This is a genomic window from Collinsella aerofaciens, from assembly GCF_028206995.1.
GTDB classification, from domain to species: domain Bacteria; phylum Actinomycetota; class Coriobacteriia; order Coriobacteriales; family Coriobacteriaceae; genus Collinsella; species Collinsella aerofaciens_AQ.
On record NZ_JAQLFL010000006.1, the window covers coordinates 1 to 24,314 of the forward strand.

Here is a 24,314-nt window from a genome sequence, read left to right on the forward strand (position 1 = left end):
AAAGGGGACAGGCACCTTTGCGGTGGTTTGGGGTCGCGCTACTCACCAAGCATCTCTTGGAGCTTGGCTGCCACGGCGTGACCCAGGCTCTCATGGCTTTCGGGCATCATATGCAGATAGTCGATATCGCCCGGCTCGGCAAAGTCGGCGGCATTCAAAAAGTCGCAGCCAAACTGCTCAGCCACATGCGCGTAGTACTCACCAAAATGTTCCGAGGCTTCTACGGAATGCTCGTCAAAATCGGTCATATATACGTCGGCGATCTGCGGCTTAATCTTGATAGGCGCCATCAGCAGAATGCGCGGACAAGGCGCAGCGTCGGTCCACGGAAACGCGCGGACGGCGCGAATCAGCGCCATGGCGCCACGGGCGATATCGGAAGCTGTCACGTTAAAGACCGTCTTACAGTCGTTGGTGCCCAGCATGATCACAATGGCGTCCAGCGGCTTATGGGCCTCGAGCAGCATCGGAAGTGCGCGGATGCCGTTAAGATTGGTGTCCAGATGGCACATGTCGTCGCGTACCGTCGTGCGGCCGTTGAGGCCTTCTTCAATTACATGCCAGCCCTCGCCTAAGTCACGTTGGGCCACGCCGCACCAGCGCACATCCTGCGCATAGCGCACCGCGGTGCCGTCGCGCATGCCCGCCGGATCGTAACCATAGGTGTTGCTGTCGCCAAAGCATAGAACGTTTTTCATCGTAAGCCCCTCGCTCAGTAAAAAGCCGACGGAAGCAGCCTCTCCCGCCGGCTCGACCTATCTGTCAGCACGTACCGATTACAGGTACTTGCGCCAATCGTCCTCGTCCTCATCATCCTCGGTAGCAGCCTGGGTCTGCTCGGCGGCGCGAGCTGCCGCAGCGCGAGCGGCAACCTGGGCATAGGACTCCTCGTTGCGCTCGGGGAAGTTTGCCAGCACGTGCTCGAACTTGGCAAAATCCTCATCCCAGCGCGTAGAAGGCACGGCAAAGAAGACTTGCTTGACCTTAAAGTCGCCCGACGCGAGCTCCTTGCGGAAGAGCTCGGCCACGGCCTCTGCGTCAAAGCCGTTGTTGTCGCAGCCCCAAGCGCCCAGCACGAGCTTCTCGCGACCTAGCTCGTCGCAGATGGCAAGCACAAAGCGAATGCGGTCGCGCAGGGCGTCCAGCAGAGCATCGTCGCTCACGCGATACTCCTGGCGGGCGCGCTTAACGTTGGGCGCGGCGGCCACGATCACGTCGGCGTATGCATGCACGTGGTTGCGGTCGAAGCGCACCGCAGGCACCACCAGCGCACGGTTGCGGTAAAGCTCGCAGTTGATGTTGCGGCGACGGTTCTCGCCGTACCATTTGCGCTGCTTATCGAGAACGTTGTACAGATACGAATCGGCGCACAGCGTGGCCTCCTGGCCCAGATAGCCCTGGATGTAGCCACCGCCCGGGTTGGTGAACGAGGCAAAGGCGAGCACGGCCATGTCGCAGAACTGCGCATAGCCACGACCGTTGTCCAGGATGGCCTGCGTGGTGGAGGCATCGAGCACGGTGACCTCAGGCAGAACCGGAGCGGGCTCCTCAGCAGGCGCGGACTCAGCTTCGGCGATTTCCTCGGCAGGCTCCTCGACGGGCTCGAGCGCTGCCTCGACCTCGGCAGCCTCCGCGCCCTCGACGTCCTCGGCAACCTGTTCTTCGGTGGCCACAGCACTCTGAACCTTGGCCTTCATCGCCGAGACAAAGCCGGCAGGCATACCGTCAAACTCGCGAACACCGGCAAGCGAACGCTCGATATCCTTGGCGCACGCTTCGGACACAGTTGCCACGTGACGCTCGGCGGCCTTGGCACGGGCCTCGCGCTTGGGATTGGGCTGACCCGCTCGGTTGGACCTGCGGTTACGGTTCCTGTTGTCGACGTCTGCCATAAGTGGTCACCTTTCTCGGTCTCTGCCGCTATCGGCTTTTCCCATCCATGATACCCCGCCGCGTACAAAAAAGACGGCCCCGAAGGACCGCCTTTCGCATCGATTTGCACGCACGGCAAGCACCGCCGCAATTCGCCACTAGTCGCGACGGCCGAGGATGTTCAGAATGCGCAGGAACACGTTGATAATATCCACGAACAGGTTAGAGGCCATAAGCACGGCGTTGGGCAGCGTAGGCGGCACCGTCGTGGCAACATAGGTGTCGTAGCCAATAAAGCCGGCGAACACCACGATCACGATCAGGTCGGTGATGGTCTGTGAGACGCCCATGAACATCAGCACGATCTCAACCAGAATAGTAGCGAGCAGAATGCCAAAACCGATGTCATATACGCGCTGGAAAAACTTGGGGAACGTCACGCCCAAGGCGCCAAAGACAAAGGTGATGGCGGCCGTGGCGATAAAGGCAGTGTTGATGGTGGGCAGGTCGTAGTTGGCAAGGCCAAACGACGCGGTCAGGCCAAAGGTGCTCGCAAAGATTACGTAGCCCACAAGGGACAGGCCCACGGACTGCTTGCTGGCGGCGGCCGACATCATGACCATGCCGACGATGGTCAAAATAAATGAGCCAAAGACCAGCGGCAAAGCGGCGCCGCTCATCATCATGCGCGCAAACGACATGGTGCTCGTAAAGTAAGCACCGACGCCCATGGCGCAAAAGCCCAAAAAGATCAGGGCAGACATGGCAAGATTATACGCGCGCGGCGACATCTCCTTGGCACGGCTTGCGCCGGTTTCGATGGGGCCGTTCTGATAGCCCTGAATATCGTTCATAATTTCGTCCTTTCAAAAGCGCCGCGACAGCGCAGTAGCTGACAAGATTCCTGTCATTGTACCCGAATGCCGTACGTCCTTACCTACGGCGCTCGCCCTCAAGCGTACGATCAAAGGCCCAGACCCACCAACGCATCACGTGTGCCTGCGAGCCGTCTGCCCGCTCGCGCGTCTGGTCCTCCAGATACAACTCGGTCGCGTGCCCGCCAAAACGCACCTTATATGTTGCCGTACGGATGCCGTGGACCATCAGGCCAAACCCGGTGGTCGAGATAATTTCGTCGATCGTAAAACAACGGCCGTCGACCCAGCAGACGGTGACCGGCACGACCTGTCCGCCCGCGAGGATGCGGGCCACGACGTCCACATACTGCTTGTGCACGCGCCGAGTTTTGCCGTCTGTCTGTCGATATTCCATGCCTCCTATTATCGAACGCATGTTTGCATGTTGTAAAGCGAACAGACTGTGGTTTTGGAGTGTCGTAGTAATCGCACGTGTCCGCATGGCGTGTTAGCAAAAAGAACACCCGCGGTCAACAGGGCTAATATTCAATTTTAGTGCCAAAAAGTTCACTTCTCCCATCAGAACTCGGTAAAGAGACCCGCAGGAGGTGATACGATTTATCATGTTTTTGTAACGTGTCTGCAAACTTCGAGAAAGCCCATATATGGACGTAACGTTCTCAACCTTCCTCGGCCAAATTGTGTCGAACCCAGTCCTTGCCGTCACCGTGATCCTCGCGTTGGGCGCCATCTTCGTCAATGGATGGACCGACGCGCCCAACGCCATCGCGACCTGCGTCACTACGCGTTGCATGCCCGCCCGCGCCGCCATTCTCATGAGCGCCGCATTCAACTTCCTCGGCGTGCTCATCATGACGCACTTTAACGCGAGCGTCGCCAACACCATCTCACATATCGTCGACTTTGGCGGAAACAGCACCATGGCGCTCGCCTGCCTATGCGCGGCGCTGTTCTCCATCGTCGTCTACGGCGCCACAGCGTCGCGTTTTGGCATCCCCACCTCGCAAAGCCACAGCCTTATCGCCGGCCTGACCGGTGCCGCCATCGCCCTCGGCGGTGCGAGCAGCGTCAACGTCCACGAGTGGATGAAGGTCATCTACGGCCTGGCGCTCTCCATAGGCCTGGGCTTTGTCATGGGCTGGGTCCTGTGCAAGCTCGTCTCGATTCTTTTCGCCGCCGCCAACAGGCGACGTGCCAATGTCTTCTTTAAATACGCTCAGATCGCGAGCGCCGCGGCCATGAGCTTTATGCACGGCGCGCAGGATGGACAGAAGTTCATCGGCGTGCTCTTTTTAGGCGTGGCCTTTGCCAGCGGCCAGACGAGCGTCGGCGATGCAGGCATCCCCATCTGGATTATGCTGCTGTGCTCGGCCACTATGGGCATCGGCACCAGCGTGGGCGGCGAGCGCATCATCAAGTCCGTCGGCCAGAGCATGGTCAAGCTCGAAAAGTACCAGGGCTTCTCCGCCGACCTGGCGGGCGCCGCGAACCTGCTGCTTGCCACCCTTACCGGCATCCCCGTGTCCTCCACACACATCAAGACCTGCGCCATCATGGGCGTCGGTGCCGTCAAGCGCCTCTCGGCCATCAACTTCGGCGTCGTCAAGGACATGATGTTCACCTGGTTCTTCACCTTCCCTGCCTGCGGACTCATCAGCTTTGTCATGGCCAAGCTGTTCATGATGTTCCTCTAATCAAACCGAGCGTCCATCCGGACTGCATTACCTCGCCCACCCGTCTTCGCCTCGAAAGGACCCACCCATGGCAAAGAAACCCGATTCGTTCTACTTCGACAACTACGTCGCCTGCGCCGACCTTGCCGTCCAGGCCGCCGAGCTGCTCACCAAGATTTTCGAGAACTTCGATCCCGCAAAGATTCACGATATGCTCAACAAGATGCACGCGATCGAGCATGCGGCCGACAAGAAGCACCATGAGCTTGAGGACGCCTTGCTCACCGCCTTTATCACCCCGCTCGAGCGCGAGGATCTGGATCTGATGAGCTGCTCACTCGACACCGTGCTCGACCGCATCGAGGGCGTCGTGCAGCGCGTCTACTTCACCAACATCCAGAGCATCCATCCCGACGCCATCGTCATCGCCCACAAGGTGACTGACGCCTGCCGCGCCATGAAAGACCTGATGGTCGAGCTGCCCAACTACCGCAAGTCCAAGACCCTGCGCGAACTCGTCATCCAGATCAACACCATCGAGTCCGAAGCCGACGAGCTCTATATCAACGCCATGCGCAACCTGCACGTTAACGGCAAGGACCCGCTCGAGGTCATCGCCTGGCGTGACGTATACGCCTTCCTGGAGTACTGCGCTGACTGCTGTGAGAATGTGGCCGATGTTGTGGATTCGATTGTCATGAAGAACAGTTAATTGGGGGTACGTGTCCCACCGGTCGCGGGCCCGACCACTAATACCTTTTTCACTCCGGCTGCAAGCAGAGTCGTTCAAAAGGTATTAGTGGTCGGGCCCGCTCCCTTACGTACCACCATTGGGAACTTTGGCTGAGGGGTTGAGCGTGGTGGGGCCTTTGCTGTGATGACCCTTGATTGCTCGGGGTTTTACTTTGGTATTCGATGAGCGATTGGCTGATTGCTGCTTTGGATACTGTTTGGGTTACTTTGGGTTTGTTTGATTTTAAAATGTTGGAGGGCTTGTATGTCGTATATGGATCTGGCTCGGGGTCGATATTCTTGTCGTGAGTTTGAGGATCGTTCTGTTGAGCAAGCTGTGGTGGATGCCATTGTTGAGGCTGGGCGTATTGCTCCTTCTGCTTGTAATAATCATCCAACCCGTGTGATGGTGTTGGATACGCCTGAGCTTCTGGAGAAGGCAGCTGCTTGTCAGCCTCGGTTTGCTCGTGATGAGTCTATCTTTGGCGCTCCGCTTGTCTTCCTTATTTGCAGCGTTACCGGTGATGCTTGGGTGCGCCCGTATGACCAGATGAATTCTAGTGAAATCGACACCTCAATCGTGTGTGATCAGATGATGATGGAGGCCACCGAGCAGGGCCTGGGAACGTGCTGGGTATGCCATTTTAAGCCTGAGGTGGCGCAGGAGCAGTTCAATCTGCCCAAGGGCGTCTATCCCTATCACATGCTCGTCTGTGGATATCCTGCCGACCACATCGCCGATCCCGAGCATCGCGAGGCCCGTACCATTCCCCTCTCCGACTTCCTCCTCAAGTAGGTTTTGGGACATGCCTTAAAACCTACCCTCGACCGCTCACCCGTTCGCCGAGTTCTGCGCCATTATGCGCAGGGCTCGGTTTTTTATGTTACGCACTCCGGCACAGTCATAAAAAAAGGACCCGCAAGCTGCGGGTCCTTTCTAGGCACTAAATTGTAGGCCGAATGTTAGTCCAGGTCGTCGGCAGCAAAGTTGTCGATCGGGGCGAAGGGATCGGCCACGGGGACAACCGGGTCAGCGACGGGCAGCGGGTCGGCGGGAACAGTCACTGCAGGAGAAGCGGCAGAACCGACCGGCGTGGAGGCCATCAGATCGGCCGGGAAGGAATTCTGGGCATCGTCCATGAAGTGCTGGATGAGCTTGAGATACTCTGCCTTGAACTCCTCACGGGAAGCCTTGAGACGATCGATCTCCTCGAGCTCGGCCTGCTTCTCGGTCAGAGCCTGGCGGATAACCTCGCGGGCCTTGGCGTCAGCCTCGTTGCGGATACGCTCAGCGTTCTCGTTGGCATCGTTGACGATGGTCTCAGCGGTCTGCTGGGCAGCGATCAGGGCAGCGGAAATCTGGCGCTCCTGAGCGGAGAAGTCAGGGGCGGGAGCAGCCACGGGGGCGGCAGGAACGGCCTGGGCGGTGGCATCCTGAGCTTGGGCAAGCTGAGCCTGCGCATCGGCAAGCTGCTGCTCGGTAGCAGTCAGGCGACCCTTAAGGTCGACGATCTTAGCGAGCATAGCGTCAACCTCGGAGGACAGCGTCTCCAAGAAGACGTCGACCTCAGCAGGATCGTAGCCACGCTTGGCCTCAGAGAAAGTCTGAGCCTGGATGTCTGCAGGGGTAATAGCCATAACAAGTCTCCTTTTTCATCGCCTCGGCGCTACACGCCCGACGTAAGTTACTAAGTCAGTTCTACACGAGTATACCTATAAGAAGCTGCAGAACCAGCCTCTGCACCAACTGCAACGCAATAATCGCAACGACCGGCGAAAAATCGATACCGCCCATCGGCGGGATGAAACGACGGAACAGGTTGAGCCACGGACCGCACACGCTATCAAGCACCGCGGCAATATCCTGAAGCAAACCACCCTGCTTCATGGGAATCCACGTCATAAAGCAGTAGACGACAATGAGCGTGGAATAGAAGTTGAACAGCGTGTTGACCAGCTGGACGATAGTGTAGATGTTGATGGGAATCTCCTCGTCTTGTCTTTACTTAAGGTAGCCGTCGGCACGAAGCTTCTTGAGATCGGAATCTTTGACCTCGCAACCGGCGGGCAGCACCATGAACACGCGGTCGCCCACCTCCTTGACCGTGGCACCCAGACCGCAGGCAAAGCCGTAAGAGAAGTCCAAGACGCGCTTGGCAACTTCAGTGCGTACGCCCACAAAAATCAGTGCGACAGGCTGCTTGGTGCGAACGCGGCGCACCACGGTCTCCACGTCGTCATAGCTCTCGGGGCGCAGGACATAGGCCGGCAGCTGCGGCGTGGCGTTGATGATATTGCTCGCATAGGCCGAGGCATCGCTCGGTGCAGGCGCGGGCGCAGCGGCGGCACGGGCGCGGGTGTTCTCGGCGTAGCTCGACGGCGTGTCATAAGCACCAGGACGATAACCGCTCGCAACACTGTCCTGCGAGCGCGAAGGCGGGTTATACGTCGTGGCATGGCGAGAGTCATCGCCGACCAGCTGTCCGGAGCGTGTATACACGGCAACCGACTCAGCTTCACCACGGCGCGTCTGACCAAGCAGGCCGTTGCTCGGCTCGTCTTGGGTGTAGAAGCCCTCGCCCGAAGCACCGCTGTAGCCGTTGCCCTGATAGCCATCGTCATAGCCATCATCGTAGCCGTAGTCGTCGTCCTGGCCATAACCCTGGTCGTAACCCTGCTGGCCGCCCAGGTGCATCTTATTTTTAATCTCGTCAAGGAAGCCCATGGTTGTGTCCTCTCGCGGTTTAGTGCAGGCGCCCCGATAATCAGTGCGCACTTCAGAGCCTTATTTTACTGCAAACTCCGGGCTAAATACTACCCTGCCCAGGCGAACGAGCGTAGAGCCCTCCTCAAGGGCAGGCTCAAAGTCCTCGCTCATGCCGCAGGAAAGCTCAGGCAGGTTCAAATCGGGATGCGTCGCCTCCAGCTCATCCCTCAGCTCACGAAGCCCCGCAAAGGTGCGGCGTGCCACATCCTTATTCCCCCGGGGCGCCATAGTCATAAGCCCCTGTACGCAAATTCCCTCAAGTTCTGCAAGCTCACCCGCGGCGGCGCGAATCTCATCGGGTGAAAAGCCTCCCTTCGACTCCTCACCACTCACATTGACCTCAATGAGCACACGCTGGGGGCCGACGAGCTCGCCTGCCTCAATCTTGCGAACAGCACGGCTCGAGATCGCCTGCGCCAGATGCAGCGAACCCACCGAGTGAATCAGCTCGGCTGAGCCCAGCACCGCATTGATCTTATTGGTCTGCAGGTTGCCGATCATATCGAAGCGCACCTCGGGCAGCTCCGGATGCTCCGCCAGACCCGTGAGCTTGCGAACCAGCTCCTGCGGGCGGTTCTCGGCAAAATGGCGATACCCCGCCTGGATGGCGGCAACGGTCTCATCGACACCAACGGTCTTGGACACGGCAATGAGGCTCGCGGCGTCGTGGGGACGGCCCGCGCGATCGAGCGCCGCATAAAAACGTTCCAGAATCTGCTCGCGGCGAGCGCGCATCAAGTCCAAATAGTTATCCATTGCCAATCGCCTCCGCTGACAGCCAAACAAGTAGTCCCATGCTAACGCAAGAGCGCGGCCCCGCATGTGCAAGGCCGCGCTCACTTAGGTATTTACAATCTTTCGACGAACGGGGTTACTTACTCCTCGTCGTCCTCGCCATCGTCCTCATCCTCAAGATGATCGAGCAGGTAGCGAAGACCCTCGCTGACCTCGTTAACGGGCACCTTGGCAACGTAGCGTGCATCGACGGCGGGCCTCATGATAACACCCTCGCCCGAAGGCACGCGCATGCTCTCGAGCTCATCCTCATCAGTGCAGGCGATATCACCGGCAGTCATACGCTGTCCGGTCAACAGGAAGGTCAGACGGCAGGCGGCATCGATGGAAATCGAGGCGATGCGATCGAGATAGCGCGATACCATGATGGCGCGGCGCAGGTCGTCATAGTTGCTGTCGTCGTCCATAAAATCGCCCGTGTCCATGCGGTTAAAGGTGCGGAAGAACTTCTCGTAGGCGGCGTGCACTGGCTCGTCCTCGACGGCCAAGTTGCAGATGATGGACATGTCGTTGGTGACGAGCGCGGAAAGCGAAGAGCCCAGCACCTGGTAGACGGCCTCAGCCTCGGCCTCGACCGTGCCGACAAGCTCCTTGGGCAGCGAGATGTCGGCCTTGATCATATGACGCGTGGCGCGGCAAATCTGGCGAACCTTATCGGTCATGCGCTGCAGGTTAAAGTCGACGTAGATGATCGTCTGCAGCAAGCGGAAGTCGGAGGCGACCGGTGACTGCGTGGCAATCAGGTTGTAGCAGACGGCCTCCAGGTTGGCGCAGCGTGCGTCAATCGAAAGCGTGCGCTTCTTGGTCTTGGTGGCGAGCTTGCGGTCGTCGGTAACATAGGCCCTCACGGCATCGTGGAGGGCCAGATCGACGGCCTCGTAGATGCTCAGCATCTCGTGGCGGGCCTCGATGAGCTGACGGGAAAACAGTTTGCGCATGGTTCACTCCAATCAGTTGGGTGCGGTCATGCCGCCCGCACAGTGAATACGCACCGGACCAGGTCCGATCGGCTTGGGACTAGTCGCACCGATCAGCCAAAGCGGCCGGTGATATAGTCTTCCGTCCGCGAGTCCACCGGGCTGGCGAAGATCGCGTCGGTTTGACCATACTCGATGAGCGTAGCGGGCTCGCCGGCAACTTCCTGCAAGAAGAATGCGGTGTAGTCGCTAATGCGAGCTGCCTGCTGCATTGAATGCGTGACGATGATGATCGTCATCTCGGGCGCCAGCTCGGCCATCAAATCCTCGACCTTAGAGACGGACGTGGGGTCGATGGCGGAGCAGGGCTCGTCCATCAGAAGGACATCGGGTTGCACCGCAAGCACGCGCGCGATGCACAGACGCTGCTGCTGACCGCCCGAGAGCGCCAAACCATCCTTGTTGAGCTGATTGGATACCTCTTTCCAGAGGTTGGCGCGCTTGAGCGATTCTTCCACGATGTCATCGAGGTCACTTTTGCTAGTCACGCCCTGCAGACGAGGGCCAAAGGCGACATTCTCGTAGATGGATTTGGGAAACGGATTGGGCTGCTGAAAGATCATGCCCACGCGGCGACGGAGGTCGACCGGGTCGACACCCTCGGCATAGATATCGTTGCCGTCGAGCGTCATGGTGCCCTCGACGCGCGTACCCTCGATCAGGTCATTCATGCGGTTGATGCAGCGCAAAAACGTCGACTTGCCGCAGCCCGAAGGGCCAATGAAGGAGGTGATGGCGTTTTTGGCGATGTTGAGGTCAAGCCCCGTCAGCGCATGAAAGTCACCGTACCAAAAGTTGAAATCCTTGGCCGTAATGGCCGCTTGCTCCAACGCGGGAGCGGACTGATAAACGGACATGGGACTCCTTAACTAGCGACGCTTACGCGACAGGAAGCGCGCAAACAGGTTGAAGGCCAAAATGATCACCATCAGCAAGAGCGCAGTGCCGTAGGCTGCGTTCATGTTGATGCCGTCGTTGGCAAGCAGGTACAGGTGAACGGTCATGGGACGACCGGAATCGAGCGGCGAAATAGGTAGATTGATGGCCTGGCCCATGGTGTAGAGCACCACGGCGGTCTCGCCGATGGCACGGCCGATGGCAAGGACGATGCCCGTGGCAATGCGGCCAAAGGCCGAAGGAAGCACGATCTTGGAGACGACCTGCCACTTGGTAGCGCCCAGGCCGTACGCGCCCCAACGGATATAGCGCGGAACGGCGCGAATGGCTTCTTCGGTGGTGCGCATGACGATGGGAAGCATCAAGAGCGCGAGCGCCAGAGCGGCCGAGACCATCGAAAGGCCCAGGCCCATAGCCTCGACAAACAAGGCGTAGCCAAACAGGCCCATAACGATGGAGGGCACCGAGGCCAAAGCGTCAGCAGCGTAGCGAATGAGCTCGACGACCTTGCCCTGCTTGGCGTACTCGGCCAGATAGACGGCTGCCAGCACAGCGATCGGCGTGCAGATAAGCATGGCGAGCGCCGTCACGTAGACGGTCGAGACGATCGTGGGCCAAATTCCGCCCTCGGCGTTGACGCCCTGGGGCCAACCGAAGATAAAGTCGAGCGAGATGTGTGGCAGGCCGTTGATGACCACGTAGGCGATGATAGCGACCAGCACCAGCGTGGTGATATACGCCGAGGCGCGAAACACGCCGAGCATGATCTTGTTGGAGAGGTCCTTGTTGATGCGGCCCTTCTTGCCATGGGAAAGGGCACGCTTGATGCGTTCGCGCGACGAGGTCGTATCGACCGTCGTGTCAACGGAATCGGACATAGCCTACCCCCTCTTCTTGGAAATCAGGCGGACGATACCCACCAGTGCAGCGGAAATGATAAACAAGACAACGCCCATGCCAAACAGAGCCGAGCGATGCAGACCCGAGGAATAACTCATGTCGAGCGCGATCTGACTCGTAAGCGTCGAGATGGGGCTCGAGATGCTGTCCGGGATGACCGGGGCGTTGCCCACGACCATGAGCACGGCCATGGTCTCACCGATCGCACGCCCCATACCCAAGACAATTGCATCGACAATGCCCAGCTTGGCTGCAGGAAGCACGACCTTGTAGATGGTCTGCCACTTGGTGGCGCCCATGGCATAGGACGCCTCGCGAATGCCCATGGGAATGGAATTGAGGGCGTCGATGGTGAGCGTGGTGATGGTGGGAACGATCATGATGGCGAGTACGAACCACGCCGTCAGCGCGCCAAAGCCAAGACCGCCGGTCAGCTGCGCGATAAACGGACGGATGATGACCATGCCAAAGAAACCGTAGATGATGGAGGGGATGCCCGCCAGCAGGTCGACGGCGGGACTGATGAGCCTGCGCACACGCTTACTCGCAATCTCGACCAGATACACGGCCGTGCCCACACCCAGGGGCACGCCCATGGCGAGCGCACCGACCGTCGCCAGACCAGAGCCCGCCAGCAGCGACATGATGCCGTAGTGACCCTCAGAGGGCGCCCACGTAAAGCTAAGGAAGTCCGCCAGACCGATGTCGGTAAAGACCGGCAGCGCCGAGTACGTGGTAAAGACAAAAATCAGGATGACGGTGACGACCGCCAAGAACGCACAGGCGAAGAAGATCCACTGCAGCGCTTTCTCCTTGAGATAGGTGCTGCGCGACACCAACGCCAACTCACGCTTTTTGGGCGCCTGAGCCTCCCGCTCAATCTGGGGGGTTTCCTGTGCTTCCACGCTACTCACTCCCCTTTCCGTCGTTGGTGACGGGAATAAAGCCCGCCTCGCGAATCTGCTTGTCCATCTTCTCAGACGTCACATAGTCGATGTAATCCTGCGCCTGTTGTGAAGGCGTACCCTTCACAAAGAAGTAAAGGTCGCGCGAGATGGGATAGCCGCCACTTGCGACCGTCTTCTCGGATGCCTCGACATGGTTGACCGAAACAGCCTTAACCGAGGTCTTGGCGTTGAGGCTCTCGACAAAACCCAGCGAGATGTAGCCAATAGCACCACGCGAGCGGGACACGACATCGCGTACCTGGCCCGTGCCCGAAAGAACAGCCGAGCGACGATCGAACGGCGTGCCGTCCATCACGATGGTGCGGAAGGCCTCGCGCGTACCGGACGCCTCATCGCGGTTGATAACCTGAATCTTCAGGTCCTCTCCGCCGACTTCTTTCCAGTTGGTAATCTTGCCGGCGTAAATATCGCGGAGCTGCTCGGTCGAGAGGTTGTCGACCGGGTTGTCGTCGTTCACGATGACTGCGATGCCGTCGTGCGCGATAACGATAGGCGTCAGGCCCAGGTCTTGCTCATCGGCGTTGAGGCCACGAGAGGAGCTGGCGATATCGGCGGTGCCGGCGCTAACAGCTTCGATGCCAGCAGATGAGCCCAGACCAGAAACCAGCACGTCAGTGCCGGTCTCCTCTTTAAAGCCCTCGGCGGCAATCTCGGCAATGGGAAGGCACGTCGTAGAGCCGGCAACGGTAATGGAAGAGGCAGAAGATCCCGAGGAGCAGGCGCACAGCGTGAGCGTGAGCACTGCTGCACTCAGGACCGATGCGATCTTTCTCATAGCATCACGCCGATGGCAGCATGGCGCCCGCAGGTGCCGCCCTCGTTACGGTAGGAATAAAAGCGGTCATTCTGGCGAACGGTGGAAAGCTTGGTGTCCACAATGCCGCTCGCCTCGACGCCGGCGTCCATCAGCGCCTCGCGAATGGCGGCGGAAAGATCGAGCATACGGGAAGCGGTAGCATCGATGCACGCGAACTCGGCGGCAAAGCGATCCATAAGCTCCTGGGACAACTCGTACTCGTCGCCCAGGATATGGGGCCCAATGTAGGCAGAGATATCATCCGGCTTGCAGCCAGCCGCCTCACAGAGCGCTTGGCTCGCCTTGGCGGAAATGCGCGCAATCGTGCCCTTCCAGCCAGAATGCACCACGGCAAAGCCGCCGGGAGCCACCAGCACCACGGGAACGCAATCGGCAAAGCAGAGCATCACGGGCACGTTACGCGCCGTACAGACGATGGCATCGCAGCCCTCAGCAATCTGCTCGCGGACGTCCTCAAGGTCATCGGCGCCGTTCGAGGCCACCGCAACGATATGGTCACCATGGACCTGATTGGGAATGAGCAGGTTGTGCTCGCACTCGGCGGCACCCATAGCCTCGAGCGCGCGACGACGATTTTCTTGAACAGCAAAGGGGTCATCGCCAACATGCGAGCCCAAGTTGAGTGAGGAGTACGCATCTTCGGAAACGCCACCGGCGCGCTCGGTGAAGGCAAAGCGAACATCGGATGTCGCGCCCTCCACCAACGTAACTCCATCATGGTCGACACGCGAAACTTTGTCCGCACGTGCTGCCATACTAAAGCCTCCTAATAACACAAGTACCGCGGCATCGCCGCTACAGCCCGCGTTTATACGGCTGTCATACTTCTCTAAAAGGATACCTGCTGCGCTGGAGGCAATCGTAAAGGGAACGTAAAGAGATTGGAGGTTCTAGTTTACAAAGTCGAAATAAAAAGGGCGCGTCCATACGGACACGCCCCTGCGCACAACAATGCAAAGAACGACTTAGAAGCTACCGCGCTTCAGGAAGTCGGGAAGCTCGAACTGATCGTTGCCGAAGTTAGGAAGCTCGGTGCCACCGACGTTGCGGGTCGGAGCGGCCTGAGCCGGGCTCGTGGCAGGAGCGGTGCGCTGCGGCTCAGCGGAGGCAGCGGCCTTGCTCTGAGACTGCTGAGCAGCAAAGAGCTCGTCCTGACGGTTGACGTTGGAGTCGGAGAAGCCCGTAGCGATGACGGTGATACGCACCTGATCGCCCAGGGACTCGTCGACAACGGTACCGAAGATGATGTTGGCCTCGGGGTCGACGGCGTTGGCGACAACGTCGGCGGCGTCGCTGATCTCCTGGATGCCCAGGTCCTTGGAACCGGCGATGGAGAGCAGCACGCGCGTGGCACCATCGATGGAGCTCTCGAGCAGCGGGCTGGAGATGGCCTGCTGGGCAGCGTCGACGGCACGGGTGTCCCCAGAAGAGGTACCGATACCCATCATGGCGGTACCGGCCTGCTTCATGATGGTCTTAACATCGGCGAAGTCCAGGTTGATGATACCGGGGACGGTGATGAGGTCGGTGATGCCCTGGGTGCCCTGGGAAAGGACGCCATCGGCAATCGCGAAGGCCTCGAGCATGGTGGTCTTCTTCTCGGCGATGTCGAGCAGCTTATCGTTAGGGATGACGATCATGGTGTCGACGCAATCGGAGAGGGTCTTAATGCCCTCCTCGGCGCTCTTCTTGCGCTTGCGGCCCTCGAAGGTGAAGGGCTTGGTCACGACGGCGACGGTCAGCGCACCGACCTCGTTCATCGCGATATCGGCAACGATGGGAGCAGCGCCGGTACCGGTGCCACCGCCCTCGCCGCAGGTGATGAACACCATGTCGGCACCAGCGAGCGCCTCGGCAATGTCGTCGCGGGACTCATCGGCAGCCTTGCGGCCAACCTCGGGGTTGGCGCCGGCGCCCAGGCCGCGGGTAAGGTCGGTGCCGATGTGCACCTTGATATCGGCATCAGAGATCGCGAGTGCCTGAGCATCGGTGTTGATGGCAACAAACTCGACGCCGCGGATGCCCTCTTCGATCATTCGATTGACCGCGTTGGTACCGCCGCCGCCGACGCCGACCACCTTAATGACGGCAAGGTAGTTGTTGATCTCTGTCTCGTGCATGTCGGTCCTCCGAACAAAGGTTATAGCCATAGCATGGGTCGACCCCTGCGCACATTAACCTTCAGGTTGAAAGTAAATGCAAAGGTAAACCGTATTATGTTTGCACATTATGAACGTATCAGTCAAATAATTGACCGTGAAAACCAAACAAACCAGATAAACGGCGTGGTATGGCCCCTCAACAAAGCATCAACCAGCGCTACGAGGTCGGAGCGTTCCTAAATGTATAGTTACCCGGAGAGCGCACATTGATATACGTTACGCCCTCTACCTGCGAAAGCAGCTTGGTGACTACGCGCTCCTTCTTGACGATATCGTTCGAATCGCCCAGCGACACCTCAATGCCGTTATTGAGGTTTGCCGAGATGGCTTCGACCGAAGGCGTGGAAATATCCTTGACTTGTCCCAAGAACTCGCTCGAAAAACCACGCACATAATCCAAGCCAGCCTTAACGGCCTTGGAGCTCACTGCCTGGCCGGAAACCGGAGCGACATCCGCCGAGACATCAGTCAACAACACCGCGCCATAGTGCTTAGCGAGCGCCAGCGCGGCATCAATGCCGGTCAGGGTATTTGAGCCCTGCCCCGTCGTGATGACGTTGCCCTGGTCATCCACTTCGACCGACGTCGACAGCGGGGCGATCCAGGTATCATCATCCCCGATGGCCCAGGCAAGGTCATCGGAGCTGATATAGGCAATTGCAATGACCTTGCGCTCCATCGGCGTAATGATGAGCGTATGTGGGAACTGACGCTGGACATCCACGCCCGAGACCCACGGGTTCTGCTTGAGGTCCTCGGTAATCTGGTCGGGATCGACGTTAAAAAGCGACGTTCCCTCGGGCAAATCGATCAGCTGGATAGCATCGTGCTTCGTCACGTGCTCGCTGCCTTGAATCTGAATATCAGTGGCGGTAAACAATCCAGAGTTAATCACCACGATAGCAACGACGACGAGCACGGCCAAGACGGCCAAAACGCCGCCCACGATTTTGCCTTTGCCTGTAACGACAGAAGCGGCGTCTGATGTTTTATTTGCCATCGCCCTAAGTAAAGACAACGGGTTGACGCCTTTTTTACCCGAAGGCTTCTTGGCGGTAGCCGGCACCGATGTCAGCGAGCGCGGTTTCGATGCGCCCAGCGTGCGACTCGGACGCGCCGCCTTAGTTCCTGTCGAGGGCTTAGGAGTTGCCATAGGACGGGCAGGCTTGGCGCCCATAACAGGCTTTGACGTCACCGAGGGACGCGAGGACTTTTTTGCGGCCGGACGATTACCGAGCTGCGAGCCGACAACCGGACGACTGGTCTGTCGAGCATGCCCGACAGGCTTAGAGTGCGCGACGATATTGCGTTGAGGTTTGGCAGGCGCGCCGGAACGCCCTCCGGCGCGGCGGAAGGTGGGTTTCGATGCTCTAGAAGCCGAGGAATTTAACTTCCGGTCTGAGCTCGATGCCATACGCCTCCCTCACCTTTCCGTGCACATGTCTGATAACCGCGGCAACGTCATCGGCCGAGGCAGTTCCGTTATTAACGATAAAATTAGCGTGAACGGGCGAAACTTCCGCGCCGCCAATCGAAAAACCCTTTAATCCACAATCCTCGATAAGCTTGCCCACGCTCGCATCGGGCGGGTTGCGAAAGACCGACCCGCAGGATGCGCGACCCATGGGCTGTGTACGCTTGCGCCTCGTCAGGTACCGCTCCATGCGCTCGCGAATGTCGGCCTTGGGCGCCGGTTTAAGCTTGAGCACGCACTCGAGGATGATCTCATTGCGGGGAAGGCTACATTCGCGGTAGCCCCAAGTGATCTCGGACCCCGCATAATGTTTGATACCGGATGCCGGGTCAAACGTTACGACATCCTCAACCAGCGAGCCAATCCACTCGGTCCGTGTGCCGGCATTCATAGATATCGCACCGCCAACCGAACCAGGGATGCCAACGGCAAACTCAAGGCCCGAGAGGCTACGCGACAGGGCATCGTTGACCAGGCGCGCAAACATCACGCCCGCACCGACCGTCAGCGTACAACCGTCATCGGCAACAACCGTGCGCTGAAACTCACGTCCGAGCGAAATGACGGCGCCGCGATAACCGCCATCGGCAACCAGCAGATTGGAGCCCTTGCCGATGATGACCCACGGCACCTGCTCGCGATCGAGCACCGCCACGGCGCGGCGGAGGGCATGATAGCTATGGCACGTCACAAAGAGGTCGGCCTTGCCGCCGATACGATAGCTCGTATGACGCGCAAGGCGCTCGTCCTCGATCACATCCGTGTCGATCATGCCCGAGAGCGCCATGACGGCGTTAAACAGACCCATTAGACTTAAGCGTCTTTCTTGGCAGTCAGATACTCAATGAACTCGGGACCGACGGTCGTAACGTCACCGGCACCCATAGTGAGCAGCAGGTCGCCCTCGCCCACCATCTGCTCGAGCTCCTGATTGAGCTCAAGACGGCTGGAGCAGTACACGACCTCCTTGCCAGGATGCTTGGCGCGCACGGTATCGGCGAGCATCTTAGAGGTGACACCCGGAATGGGCATCTCGCCAGCCGAGAACACATCAATCAGCAGCAGTTTATCGGCATTGGCAAATGCATCGGCAAAGTCGTCGCACAGGGCCTGCAGGCGCGAATAGCGGTGCGGCTGGAACACGACGTCGACGTGCTTGTAGCCCAGCGACGAAGCAGCAGCAAGCGTCGCCTTGATCTCGGTGGGGTGATGGCCGTAATCATCGACCACGGTGATGCCATCGATATCGCCCACGTGGGTAAAGCGACGGCGGACGCCCTCAAAGCTCGAGAGCGCCTTGGCGGCGGCGTCGATGTCAAGGCCCAGGACATGGGCGACGGTGAGCACCGCCGTGGCGTTGAGCATGTTGTGGCGACCGGGATTGCTCTTGATCTCCACAGCGTGCTCAGTGCCGTCCTCAAAGCGAACGATAAAGTCGCTCTGGATGCCCTTGACATCCGGGTGCATGCAGACGATGTCGTTGCTCTCGGCAAAGCCGTAGGAAAGCACGTGACGGCCCGTCGACTTGGCGAGCTCGACCAGATGCGGGTCCTCACCGCAGACGATGACGGTGCCGTCCTCGCCCACCAGGCTCATGAATTTGGCGAAAGTCGCCTCGATCTCCTCGATACCCGAGTAGTGATCGAGGTGGTCGGCCTCGACGTTGGTCACAATGACCACGTTGGGGTTCAGGAACAGGAAGGAACTGTCGGACTCGTCGGCCTCGGCGACAAAGTAGTCGCCCGAGCCGTTCTTGCCGTTCGTGTCATAGCCCTCGACGATGCCACCGATCAGGAAGCTCGGATCCAGACCCATGCGGTCGAGCATGGTGGCGCACATCGAAGACGTGGTGGTCTTGCCATGCGTGCCGGCAACAGCGACGGTGGTGTAGCCGTGGCCCAAAGCAGAGAGCATCTTGGCACGGGGCCACACGGGAATACCAAGCTCGCGAGCGCGCACGAGTTCAGGGTTGGACTCCGGAATAGCGGTGGAGACAACAACCACGTCGGGCTTGACCTCGTCGATCGTGGCGGCCTCATGGCCCACATGCACCTTCACACCAGCGCGGGTAAGCTGGCGGATATAACGTGACGTCTTAAGGTCGGAGCCGGTAACGGCATAACCGCGCTCGTGCAGAACGAGGGCGATGCCGCTCATGCCGGCGCCGCCGATACCGATAAAGTGGGCGCTCTTAAACTCGGGCGCGGAGGTTGCAGTCTGGGAATCAGCCATGTGCTCGTGTACTCCTTGCGTAAACACTGCCTGTAACCCGTTAACTGTACCGCACCTACCGCATCAGCGCGAGGGCGACCGACGATATCCCGTCTAACTAACGCAAACCCTCTACCGCATCCGCCAGAAGAGCGGCGGCCCTATCCTGAGCCAGACCACGCGCCGCCTGACGCATGGCGTCGCGTGCCGCCGCGTCATCGACCAGGTGCAGCAGCTCATCGGCAAAGGCAGAACCGTCGATATCGGCATCGGCGCAGAGCACGCCGGCCCCGGCGTCGACCAGATAACGAGCATTGGTGGTTTGGTGGTCGGCCGTCGCATGCGGATACGGCACGAGCACCGAGGGCACGGCGAGCGCAGCGATCTCGGCCACGCTCGATGCGCCCGAACGCGAGAGCACCAAATCGGCAGCAGCCAGCATATCGCCCATGTTGTCGATGTAAGGCTGGACGCGGTAACGCTTCGCCTCCTCGGGCGTCAGCGCCAAAGCGCGCTCGGTCTCCTCAAAGCCGTCGGCACCCGTCGAATGCAACACATAGAGGTTCTTGCGCGAAAGCAGCTCGTTTTTGAGCGAAACCACGCGCTCGTTGAGGTGTTGGGCGCCAAGTGAACCGCCAAAGACGAGCAGCAGCGTAGCGTCCTCGGGAACGCCAAGTGCCTTGCGGCCGCGAGCGCGATCGCCCTCGATCACCGAGCGACGTACGGGGTTGCCGGTCATGAGCACGTGATCAGGGTCACCTTCGCGCTCAAAGACCGAACGCGCTGCCGGCACCGAGATGCACACGCGGGCGGCGTGGGAGTTCATCATCTTGTTGGCCAGGCCCGGAACAGAGTTCTGCTCATGCAGCAGATACGGAACGCCCGCGCCCTTGCACCACCCCAGCAGCGGAACCTCGACATAGGCACCAAAACCAATGGCGGCATCGGGCTTGCCGACCTTTGAGAAATGACTGGCGAGCGCACGCTTGGCTTTGTTGACACGCCACAGCGAGGTCAGCGCCGTCCAAGGACGGGAGCGGTCGAAGCCCGTGACCGTAATGGGCACAAAATCAAACCCAGCCTCGGGGACCAGACGACCCTCGAGCTTGCGCGACTGGCCCACGAACACAACGTGGTGGCCACGGTCACGGAGCTCTTCGGCCAAGGCGAGCGCGGGGTTGATGTGCCCTGCCGTGCCGCCGGCTGCAATAGCAACGGTCATTTTATCGGTCATGGTAGTCCCTTCGTACACGCGGTCCCTGGCCGTCGGTACGCAGACGCGCCGACGGGTCTGAGTTCAAATCGATTCGATTATATCCGCCGCCCGCATTGCGAGGAGTGGGGCGCTGAGGACGACCTTGCGGCGCCGTTCGCTGACGCGGGCGGGCTGCGGGGTCGGTCGCAGAGCCATCCAGGACGGTAAAACCGTTACGCGAAGATCGCTCGCCGCGCACGTGGGGCACGCCGGCGGTACTCTCATCCATAACGGCAAAGCTCTCACGGCGGCGGTCATACTCATCGCGGCGGGCGCTCTCGTACGAAACGCGCAGGATCAACCCGGCAAGCATGAGCGACACAATAATCGACGAACCGCCGTAGCTAATAAACGGCAACGGTTTGCCCGTCATGGGAAACACGTTGAGGATGCCCAGCGCGTTAATCAAAAACTGCACTGCGAGAATGACCGCGGAGCCAGACGCCATGAGCGCGCCCCGACGATCGGTCGCCTGCTCGGCAATGCGAAACGCCGAGTAGATCAGCATCGCAAACACCAAGAAGAACAGCACGGTTCCGACAAAACCGACTTCCTCGCCAATGATGGCCAAGATGTAGTCGTTGTGTGCCTCGGGCAGATACGAGTACTTCATGGTTGAGTTGCCGATGCCACGGCCGAACAGACCGCCCGAGGCAAAGGCCATGATGGCAAGCGTGGCCTGATAGCCGTCACCATACTCGTCGGCCCAAGGGTTCAAGGCAACCTGAATACGCACCATACGGTATGGCTCTGCGACAAGCGCAATCACGATCACGAGAATGCCGAAGATTAGCACGCCGATGATAAATCTGGGGTCGAGACCCGCAAACAACGCCATGCACATGAGGGTCAACAGGATGATCAGGACAGTACCGAAATCGGGCTGGATAAAGATCAGAAAGAGCGAAATGCCCAGGTAGATGCCCATCTTGCGAAGGAATTCGTTGATGTTGCCACCGGGCGAAAAGAAGCGATCAAGCATGATGGCCGAATACGCAATGGCAAATGGCTTTAAAAACTCGGAAGGCTGGAACTGAATACCGGCGATGTTGAGCCAGCGCGTGGCGCCGCGGCTGCCGCTGCCCACCAAGAACACCAGAAGCAGTAGCCCTATCATGCCGATAAGGAAGATCCTGAGCACATCCTCCCCAAACCAGCTGTCCGGCAAAACGCGCACGATGGCAATCAGCGCCAGAACACCGACCACGGCAAACGCGGCCTGTCGACCCAGAAAAAACGTCGCCGAGCCATTCTCGTGCAGCGCCTCGACCGAAGACGCCGAGTACACCATCAGCAGGCCAAAGCATACCAAGGTAAACAAGCAGGCCATGAATATCAAACGGGGGCGCATGATACGGGCGGGAACGCCGGCAATATAGCGTTCGCTAAACGACTGCCCGCCGCGGCTGGAACGCGGTGTGGTGCGACGTGAGGAAGCGCGGTCCGAGTCGGGCCTCCTCGTACCTTGTCGGGGGCTCTCCTCTCTCACCGGCAACCCCTATTCCATTTGTGATTTCGCTGTAGCGGCAAGCTGAGCCACGTAGTCCTTAAACACGCGGCCGCGCTCCTCATAGCCCGAGAACTCATCGAACGAAGAGCAGGCAGGAGAAAGTAAGATCACGTCACCACGGCTCGAAAGCGAACGGGCAACGTCCACGGCATCGCGCAGGTCATCCGCCTGGGCGATATCCACATCGCCATCGACATCAGCCTCGTCCATAGCGGCGGTGAAGCGCTCGCGCGCATCGCCAAAGCAGACGACCGAGCGCACGTTGTCCATAACGACGCGCGCGAAGTCCGTGAGCGGCGTGCCCTTATCGTGGCCGCCGAGCAGCAAGATCACGTCGTCATCGGGAAATGCCGTCAGTGCCTTCTCGACCGCATCGGTGTTGGTCGCCTTGGAATCGTTGACGTAGCGCACGCCGTCAATCTCGCCACACGGCTCCACACGGTGCTCGAGCGGCTGGAACGAGGCCAGACCACGGCAGATACCATCGACATCGGCACCGACTGCCAGGGCAGCCGTGGCGGCGCACAGGGCATTGATAACATTGTGATGGCCCGAGATCTTGAGCTCGGATGTAGCGATGAGCGGTGTCTCGACGCCCTTCAGGCGCACGATCATCTTGCCATCGCGCACAAAGGCGGCATCCTCACCCTCAGGCTCGTCAAAGGCAACCTTGCAGATGCGACGACCCGGCGTGTAGATGTACTCATCGAACTCGCGAATGCCGGCGTCTTCGACGTCGACAACCGCCAGATCGTCATCGACCATATTGTCAAACAGTTTAATCTTGGCAAGCGCGTAGTTCTTATGGCTCTTATGCCAGCCCAAGTGGTCGGGAGTGATGTTGAGCAGCACCGCCACGCGGGGGTGGAGCTCGGTGGTCGTAGCAATCTGATAGCTCGAGAGCTCAGCCACAAACCACTCGTTGTGGGCTCGGCCGTCAATCTCGTTGACCGGCGGCTCGCCGATGTTGCCGACAGCAACGCTGGCCTCGCCGGCAGCCTTGAACAGATAATCCGTCAGCGACGTGGTGGTCGTCTTGCCGTTGGTGCCCGTGATGGCAATCCAGTTATCGGGCGACAGACGATAGGCAAACTCGGGCTCGCCCATAATCTGGGCGGCATGATCGCGCCCGGCCTTAAAGAAGCCCGAGAACTCCGAGATGCCCGGGCACGTCACGCATACGTCATAGGCGCCCTCGACCTGTTCGGTCCCATAGACAAACGACGCACCAGCAGCCTCGAGCGCACGCGTGGCGTCATTGGGCTCAGAGGTGCCGCCGCCATACACGGTAACGGCGCTTACGCGCTCGGGATGTGCCAGCGCCCAGCGGGCGACATCGAGACCGGATTTGCCCTGACCCAAAACGAGCAGGCTAAAGACATCAGCAAGAGGCATGAAAGACCACTATCCCAACTGGAAGAACAGAGCAAGGCCAACGGCACCAAAGGCCGCAGCGATAATCCAAAAACGGATGACGACCTTGGTCTCGGCCCAGCCCTTCTTTTCGAAATGATGATGGATGGGCGCCATAAGGAAGACGCGCTTGTGCGTAAAGTGGAAGTAGACAACCTGAATCATGACCGACAGGGTCTCAACGATAAACAGGCCGCCGATGATGATGGAGACGACCTCGGTGTTGGTCATGATGGACGTGCAGGCAAACGCGGCGCCCAGGGCAAGCGAGCCGGTATCGCCCATAAAGATGCTCGCCGGATAGCAGTTGAACCACAGAAAGCCCAAGCAGGCACCGGCACACGCGGTGCAGAAGATGGACAGGTTCACGTCTCCGTGCAAAAACGCCATGGCAGCCATGGCGAGCATGGCAATCATGGAGGTGCCGCCAGCAAGACCGTCGAGGCCATCGGTCAGGTTCACGGCATTAGAAAGACCGGCGATCATCAGCCAGCAAAAGACAATGTAGAGCCACGGGAACGAAAGGCCACAGATGGTGGTCGAAAGAACACCGAGGTCAATCGTCAGGCCGCCGGGTAAACGAATCTCGGGGGCGACGCCGCACCAGTTGACGGCAAGTACCGTAAAGGTGACACATATAATGGTTAGGCCGATCATCTTGGCATGAGGCGTCAGACCGAGCGAGCGCCCATGCGTAACGGAGGTCAGGTCGTCGATCAGGCCCAGCACGCCGGTCGCCAGCGTGGCGAGCAGCACGAGCACGAGCTCGGTGGTGAGCTTGCCCATCAGCAGGCAGGTCAGCGAAATCGCGACGAGAATGACAACGCCACCCATGGTGGGCGTTCCCTGCTTAACCAAATGACGCTTGGGGCCGTCGGCACGAACCTGCTGGCCGATACCCTCGACCTTAAGTAGCTTGATCCACCACGGCATGAGCAGCAGCGCAATGGCAGCGGCGATGCCAAGCCCCAAAAAAGCCTGATACGTTGGATACGAGGGATTGCCGAACATGG

Annotated in this window: 25 protein-coding genes; 3 read left to right on the top strand and 22 right to left on the bottom strand. The window is 59.4% G+C overall.

Annotation, left to right across the window (positions count from 1 at the left end):
• Nucleotides 1-38: 38 nt before the first annotated feature.
• The 4 genes from PMX60_RS05540 to PMX60_RS05555 all read right to left on the bottom strand — a co-directional run bounded on the left by PMX60_RS05540 (nucleotide 39) and on the right by PMX60_RS05555 (nucleotide 3,144).
• Nucleotides 39-698 carry an SGNH/GDSL hydrolase family protein gene (locus PMX60_RS05540; protein WP_117843475.1) on the bottom strand — a complete coding sequence of 220 codons (660 nt, stop codon included), beginning with the start codon at nucleotides 696-698 and terminating at the stop codon, nucleotides 39-41.
• A 78-nt stretch (nucleotides 699-776) separates the two neighbouring features.
• Nucleotides 777-1,892 carry a TIGR02452 family protein gene (locus PMX60_RS05545; RefSeq protein ID WP_271747190.1) on the bottom strand — a complete coding sequence of 372 codons (1,116 nt, stop codon included), beginning with the start codon at nucleotides 1,890-1,892 and terminating at the stop codon, nucleotides 777-779.
• A gap of 138 nt (nucleotides 1,893-2,030) precedes the next feature.
• Nucleotides 2,031-2,726, bottom strand: a complete 696-nt coding sequence (locus PMX60_RS05550; RefSeq protein ID WP_271747191.1) for a Bax inhibitor-1 family protein — start codon at nucleotides 2,724-2,726, stop codon at nucleotides 2,031-2,033.
• A gap of 79 nt (nucleotides 2,727-2,805) precedes the next feature.
• Nucleotides 2,806-3,144: a hypothetical protein gene (locus tag PMX60_RS05555; protein ID WP_117746758.1), complete on the bottom strand. Its 339-nt coding sequence runs from the start codon at nucleotides 3,142-3,144 to the stop codon at nucleotides 2,806-2,808.
• A gap of 250 nt (nucleotides 3,145-3,394) precedes the next feature.
• Between PMX60_RS05555 and PMX60_RS05560 the strand changes: the two genes are divergently transcribed.
• The 3 genes from PMX60_RS05560 (at nucleotide 3,395) to PMX60_RS05570 (ending at nucleotide 5,951) form a co-directional block, all read left to right on the top strand.
• A complete protein-coding gene (locus PMX60_RS05560) occupies nucleotides 3,395-4,444 on the top strand; it encodes an inorganic phosphate transporter (protein ID WP_006234237.1) in 1,050 nt (349 codons plus the stop codon).
• 67 nt (nucleotides 4,445-4,511) lie between these two features.
• A complete protein-coding gene (locus tag PMX60_RS05565; RefSeq protein WP_006234238.1) occupies nucleotides 4,512-5,135 on the top strand; it encodes a DUF47 domain-containing protein in 624 nt (207 codons plus the stop codon).
• A 285-nt stretch (nucleotides 5,136-5,420) separates the two neighbouring features.
• A complete protein-coding gene (locus tag PMX60_RS05570; RefSeq protein ID WP_271747192.1) occupies nucleotides 5,421-5,951 on the top strand; it encodes a nitroreductase family protein in 531 nt (176 codons plus the stop codon).
• Between the two features lie 167 nt (nucleotides 5,952-6,118).
• Here the strand turns inward: PMX60_RS05570 and PMX60_RS05575 are convergent, their stop codons facing one another.
• The 18 genes from PMX60_RS05575 to mraY form a co-directional block, all read right to left on the bottom strand.
• Nucleotides 6,119-6,793 carry a DivIVA domain-containing protein gene (locus tag PMX60_RS05575; protein ID WP_271747193.1) on the bottom strand — a complete coding sequence of 225 codons (675 nt, stop codon included), beginning with the start codon at nucleotides 6,791-6,793 and terminating at the stop codon, nucleotides 6,119-6,121.
• 61 nt (nucleotides 6,794-6,854) lie between these two features.
• Nucleotides 6,855-7,142, bottom strand: a complete 288-nt coding sequence (locus tag PMX60_RS05580) for a YggT family protein (RefSeq protein ID WP_040358293.1) — start codon at nucleotides 7,140-7,142, stop codon at nucleotides 6,855-6,857.
• Between the two features lie 15 nt (nucleotides 7,143-7,157).
• Nucleotides 7,158-7,880, bottom strand: a complete 723-nt coding sequence (locus tag PMX60_RS05585) for a cell division protein SepF (protein WP_022094497.1) — start codon at nucleotides 7,878-7,880, stop codon at nucleotides 7,158-7,160.
• A gap of 60 nt (nucleotides 7,881-7,940) precedes the next feature.
• Entirely contained in the window at nucleotides 7,941-8,678 is a 738-nt protein-coding gene (locus PMX60_RS05590) for a YggS family pyridoxal phosphate-dependent enzyme (RefSeq protein WP_271747194.1), read from the bottom strand.
• A 119-nt stretch (nucleotides 8,679-8,797) separates the two neighbouring features.
• Nucleotides 8,798-9,655 (bottom strand): phosphate signaling complex PhoU family protein, encoded by an 858-nt coding sequence (locus PMX60_RS05595; RefSeq protein WP_195919445.1) that lies wholly within the window; start codon nucleotides 9,653-9,655, stop codon nucleotides 8,798-8,800.
• Between the two features lie 92 nt (nucleotides 9,656-9,747).
• A complete protein-coding gene (pstB, locus tag PMX60_RS05600; RefSeq protein ID WP_271747196.1) occupies nucleotides 9,748-10,551 on the bottom strand; it encodes a phosphate ABC transporter ATP-binding protein PstB in 804 nt (267 codons plus the stop codon).
• Nucleotides 10,552-10,563: 12 nt separating this feature from the next.
• Nucleotides 10,564-11,469, bottom strand: coding sequence for a phosphate ABC transporter permease PstA (pstA, locus tag PMX60_RS05605; RefSeq protein ID WP_271747197.1), 906 nt, complete (start codon nucleotides 11,467-11,469; stop codon nucleotides 10,564-10,566).
• Nucleotides 11,470-11,472: 3 nt separating this feature from the next.
• Entirely contained in the window at nucleotides 11,473-12,396 is a 924-nt protein-coding gene (gene pstC / locus PMX60_RS05610; protein WP_271747198.1) for a phosphate ABC transporter permease subunit PstC, read from the bottom strand.
• Nucleotide 12,397: 1 nt separating this feature from the next.
• The gene (locus tag PMX60_RS05615) at nucleotides 12,398-13,234 is read right to left on the bottom strand and encodes a phosphate ABC transporter substrate-binding protein (RefSeq protein WP_271747199.1); all 837 of its coding nucleotides are present in this window, start codon (nucleotides 13,232-13,234) and stop codon (nucleotides 12,398-12,400) included.
• Complete coding sequence (locus tag PMX60_RS05620; RefSeq protein ID WP_271747200.1) at nucleotides 13,231-14,031, bottom strand: purine nucleoside phosphorylase YfiH/LACC1 family protein; 801 nt, start codon at nucleotides 14,029-14,031, stop codon at nucleotides 13,231-13,233. The genes PMX60_RS05615 and PMX60_RS05620 overlap by 4 nt, the downstream gene beginning before the upstream one ends.
• Before the next feature lie 210 nt (nucleotides 14,032-14,241).
• Nucleotides 14,242-15,396: a cell division protein FtsZ gene (gene ftsZ, locus PMX60_RS05625; protein ID WP_022094491.1), complete on the bottom strand. Its 1,155-nt coding sequence runs from the start codon at nucleotides 15,394-15,396 to the stop codon at nucleotides 14,242-14,244.
• Nucleotides 15,397-15,595: 199 nt separating this feature from the next.
• On the bottom strand, nucleotides 15,596-16,384 hold the full coding sequence (locus PMX60_RS05630) for a cell division protein FtsQ/DivIB (protein ID WP_022094490.1): 789 nt from the start codon (nucleotides 16,382-16,384) through the stop codon (nucleotides 15,596-15,598).
• Nucleotides 16,385-16,808: 424 nt separating this feature from the next.
• Nucleotides 16,809-17,720, bottom strand: a complete 912-nt coding sequence (murB, locus tag PMX60_RS05635) for a UDP-N-acetylmuramate dehydrogenase (RefSeq protein WP_006234257.1) — start codon at nucleotides 17,718-17,720, stop codon at nucleotides 16,809-16,811.
• 5 nt (nucleotides 17,721-17,725) lie between these two features.
• Nucleotides 17,726-19,144, bottom strand: coding sequence for a UDP-N-acetylmuramate--L-alanine ligase (gene murC, locus PMX60_RS05640; protein WP_055286074.1), 1,419 nt, complete (start codon nucleotides 19,142-19,144; stop codon nucleotides 17,726-17,728).
• 97 nt (nucleotides 19,145-19,241) lie between these two features.
• Nucleotides 19,242-20,357, bottom strand: a complete 1,116-nt coding sequence (murG, locus tag PMX60_RS05645; RefSeq protein WP_195520529.1) for an undecaprenyldiphospho-muramoylpentapeptide beta-N-acetylglucosaminyltransferase — start codon at nucleotides 20,355-20,357, stop codon at nucleotides 19,242-19,244.
• Nucleotides 20,347-21,708, bottom strand: a complete 1,362-nt coding sequence (gene ftsW, locus PMX60_RS05650; protein WP_271747201.1) for a putative lipid II flippase FtsW — start codon at nucleotides 21,706-21,708, stop codon at nucleotides 20,347-20,349. The genes murG and ftsW overlap by 11 nt, the downstream gene beginning before the upstream one ends.
• A gap of 168 nt (nucleotides 21,709-21,876) precedes the next feature.
• Complete coding sequence (murD, locus tag PMX60_RS05655) at nucleotides 21,877-23,283, bottom strand: UDP-N-acetylmuramoyl-L-alanine--D-glutamate ligase (protein ID WP_271747202.1); 1,407 nt, start codon at nucleotides 23,281-23,283, stop codon at nucleotides 21,877-21,879.
• Between the two features lie 9 nt (nucleotides 23,284-23,292).
• Nucleotides 23,293-24,312: a phospho-N-acetylmuramoyl-pentapeptide-transferase gene (mraY, locus tag PMX60_RS05660; protein ID WP_271747203.1), complete on the bottom strand. Its 1,020-nt coding sequence runs from the start codon at nucleotides 24,310-24,312 to the stop codon at nucleotides 23,293-23,295.
• Between the last annotated feature and the right edge of the window lie 2 nt (nucleotides 24,313-24,314).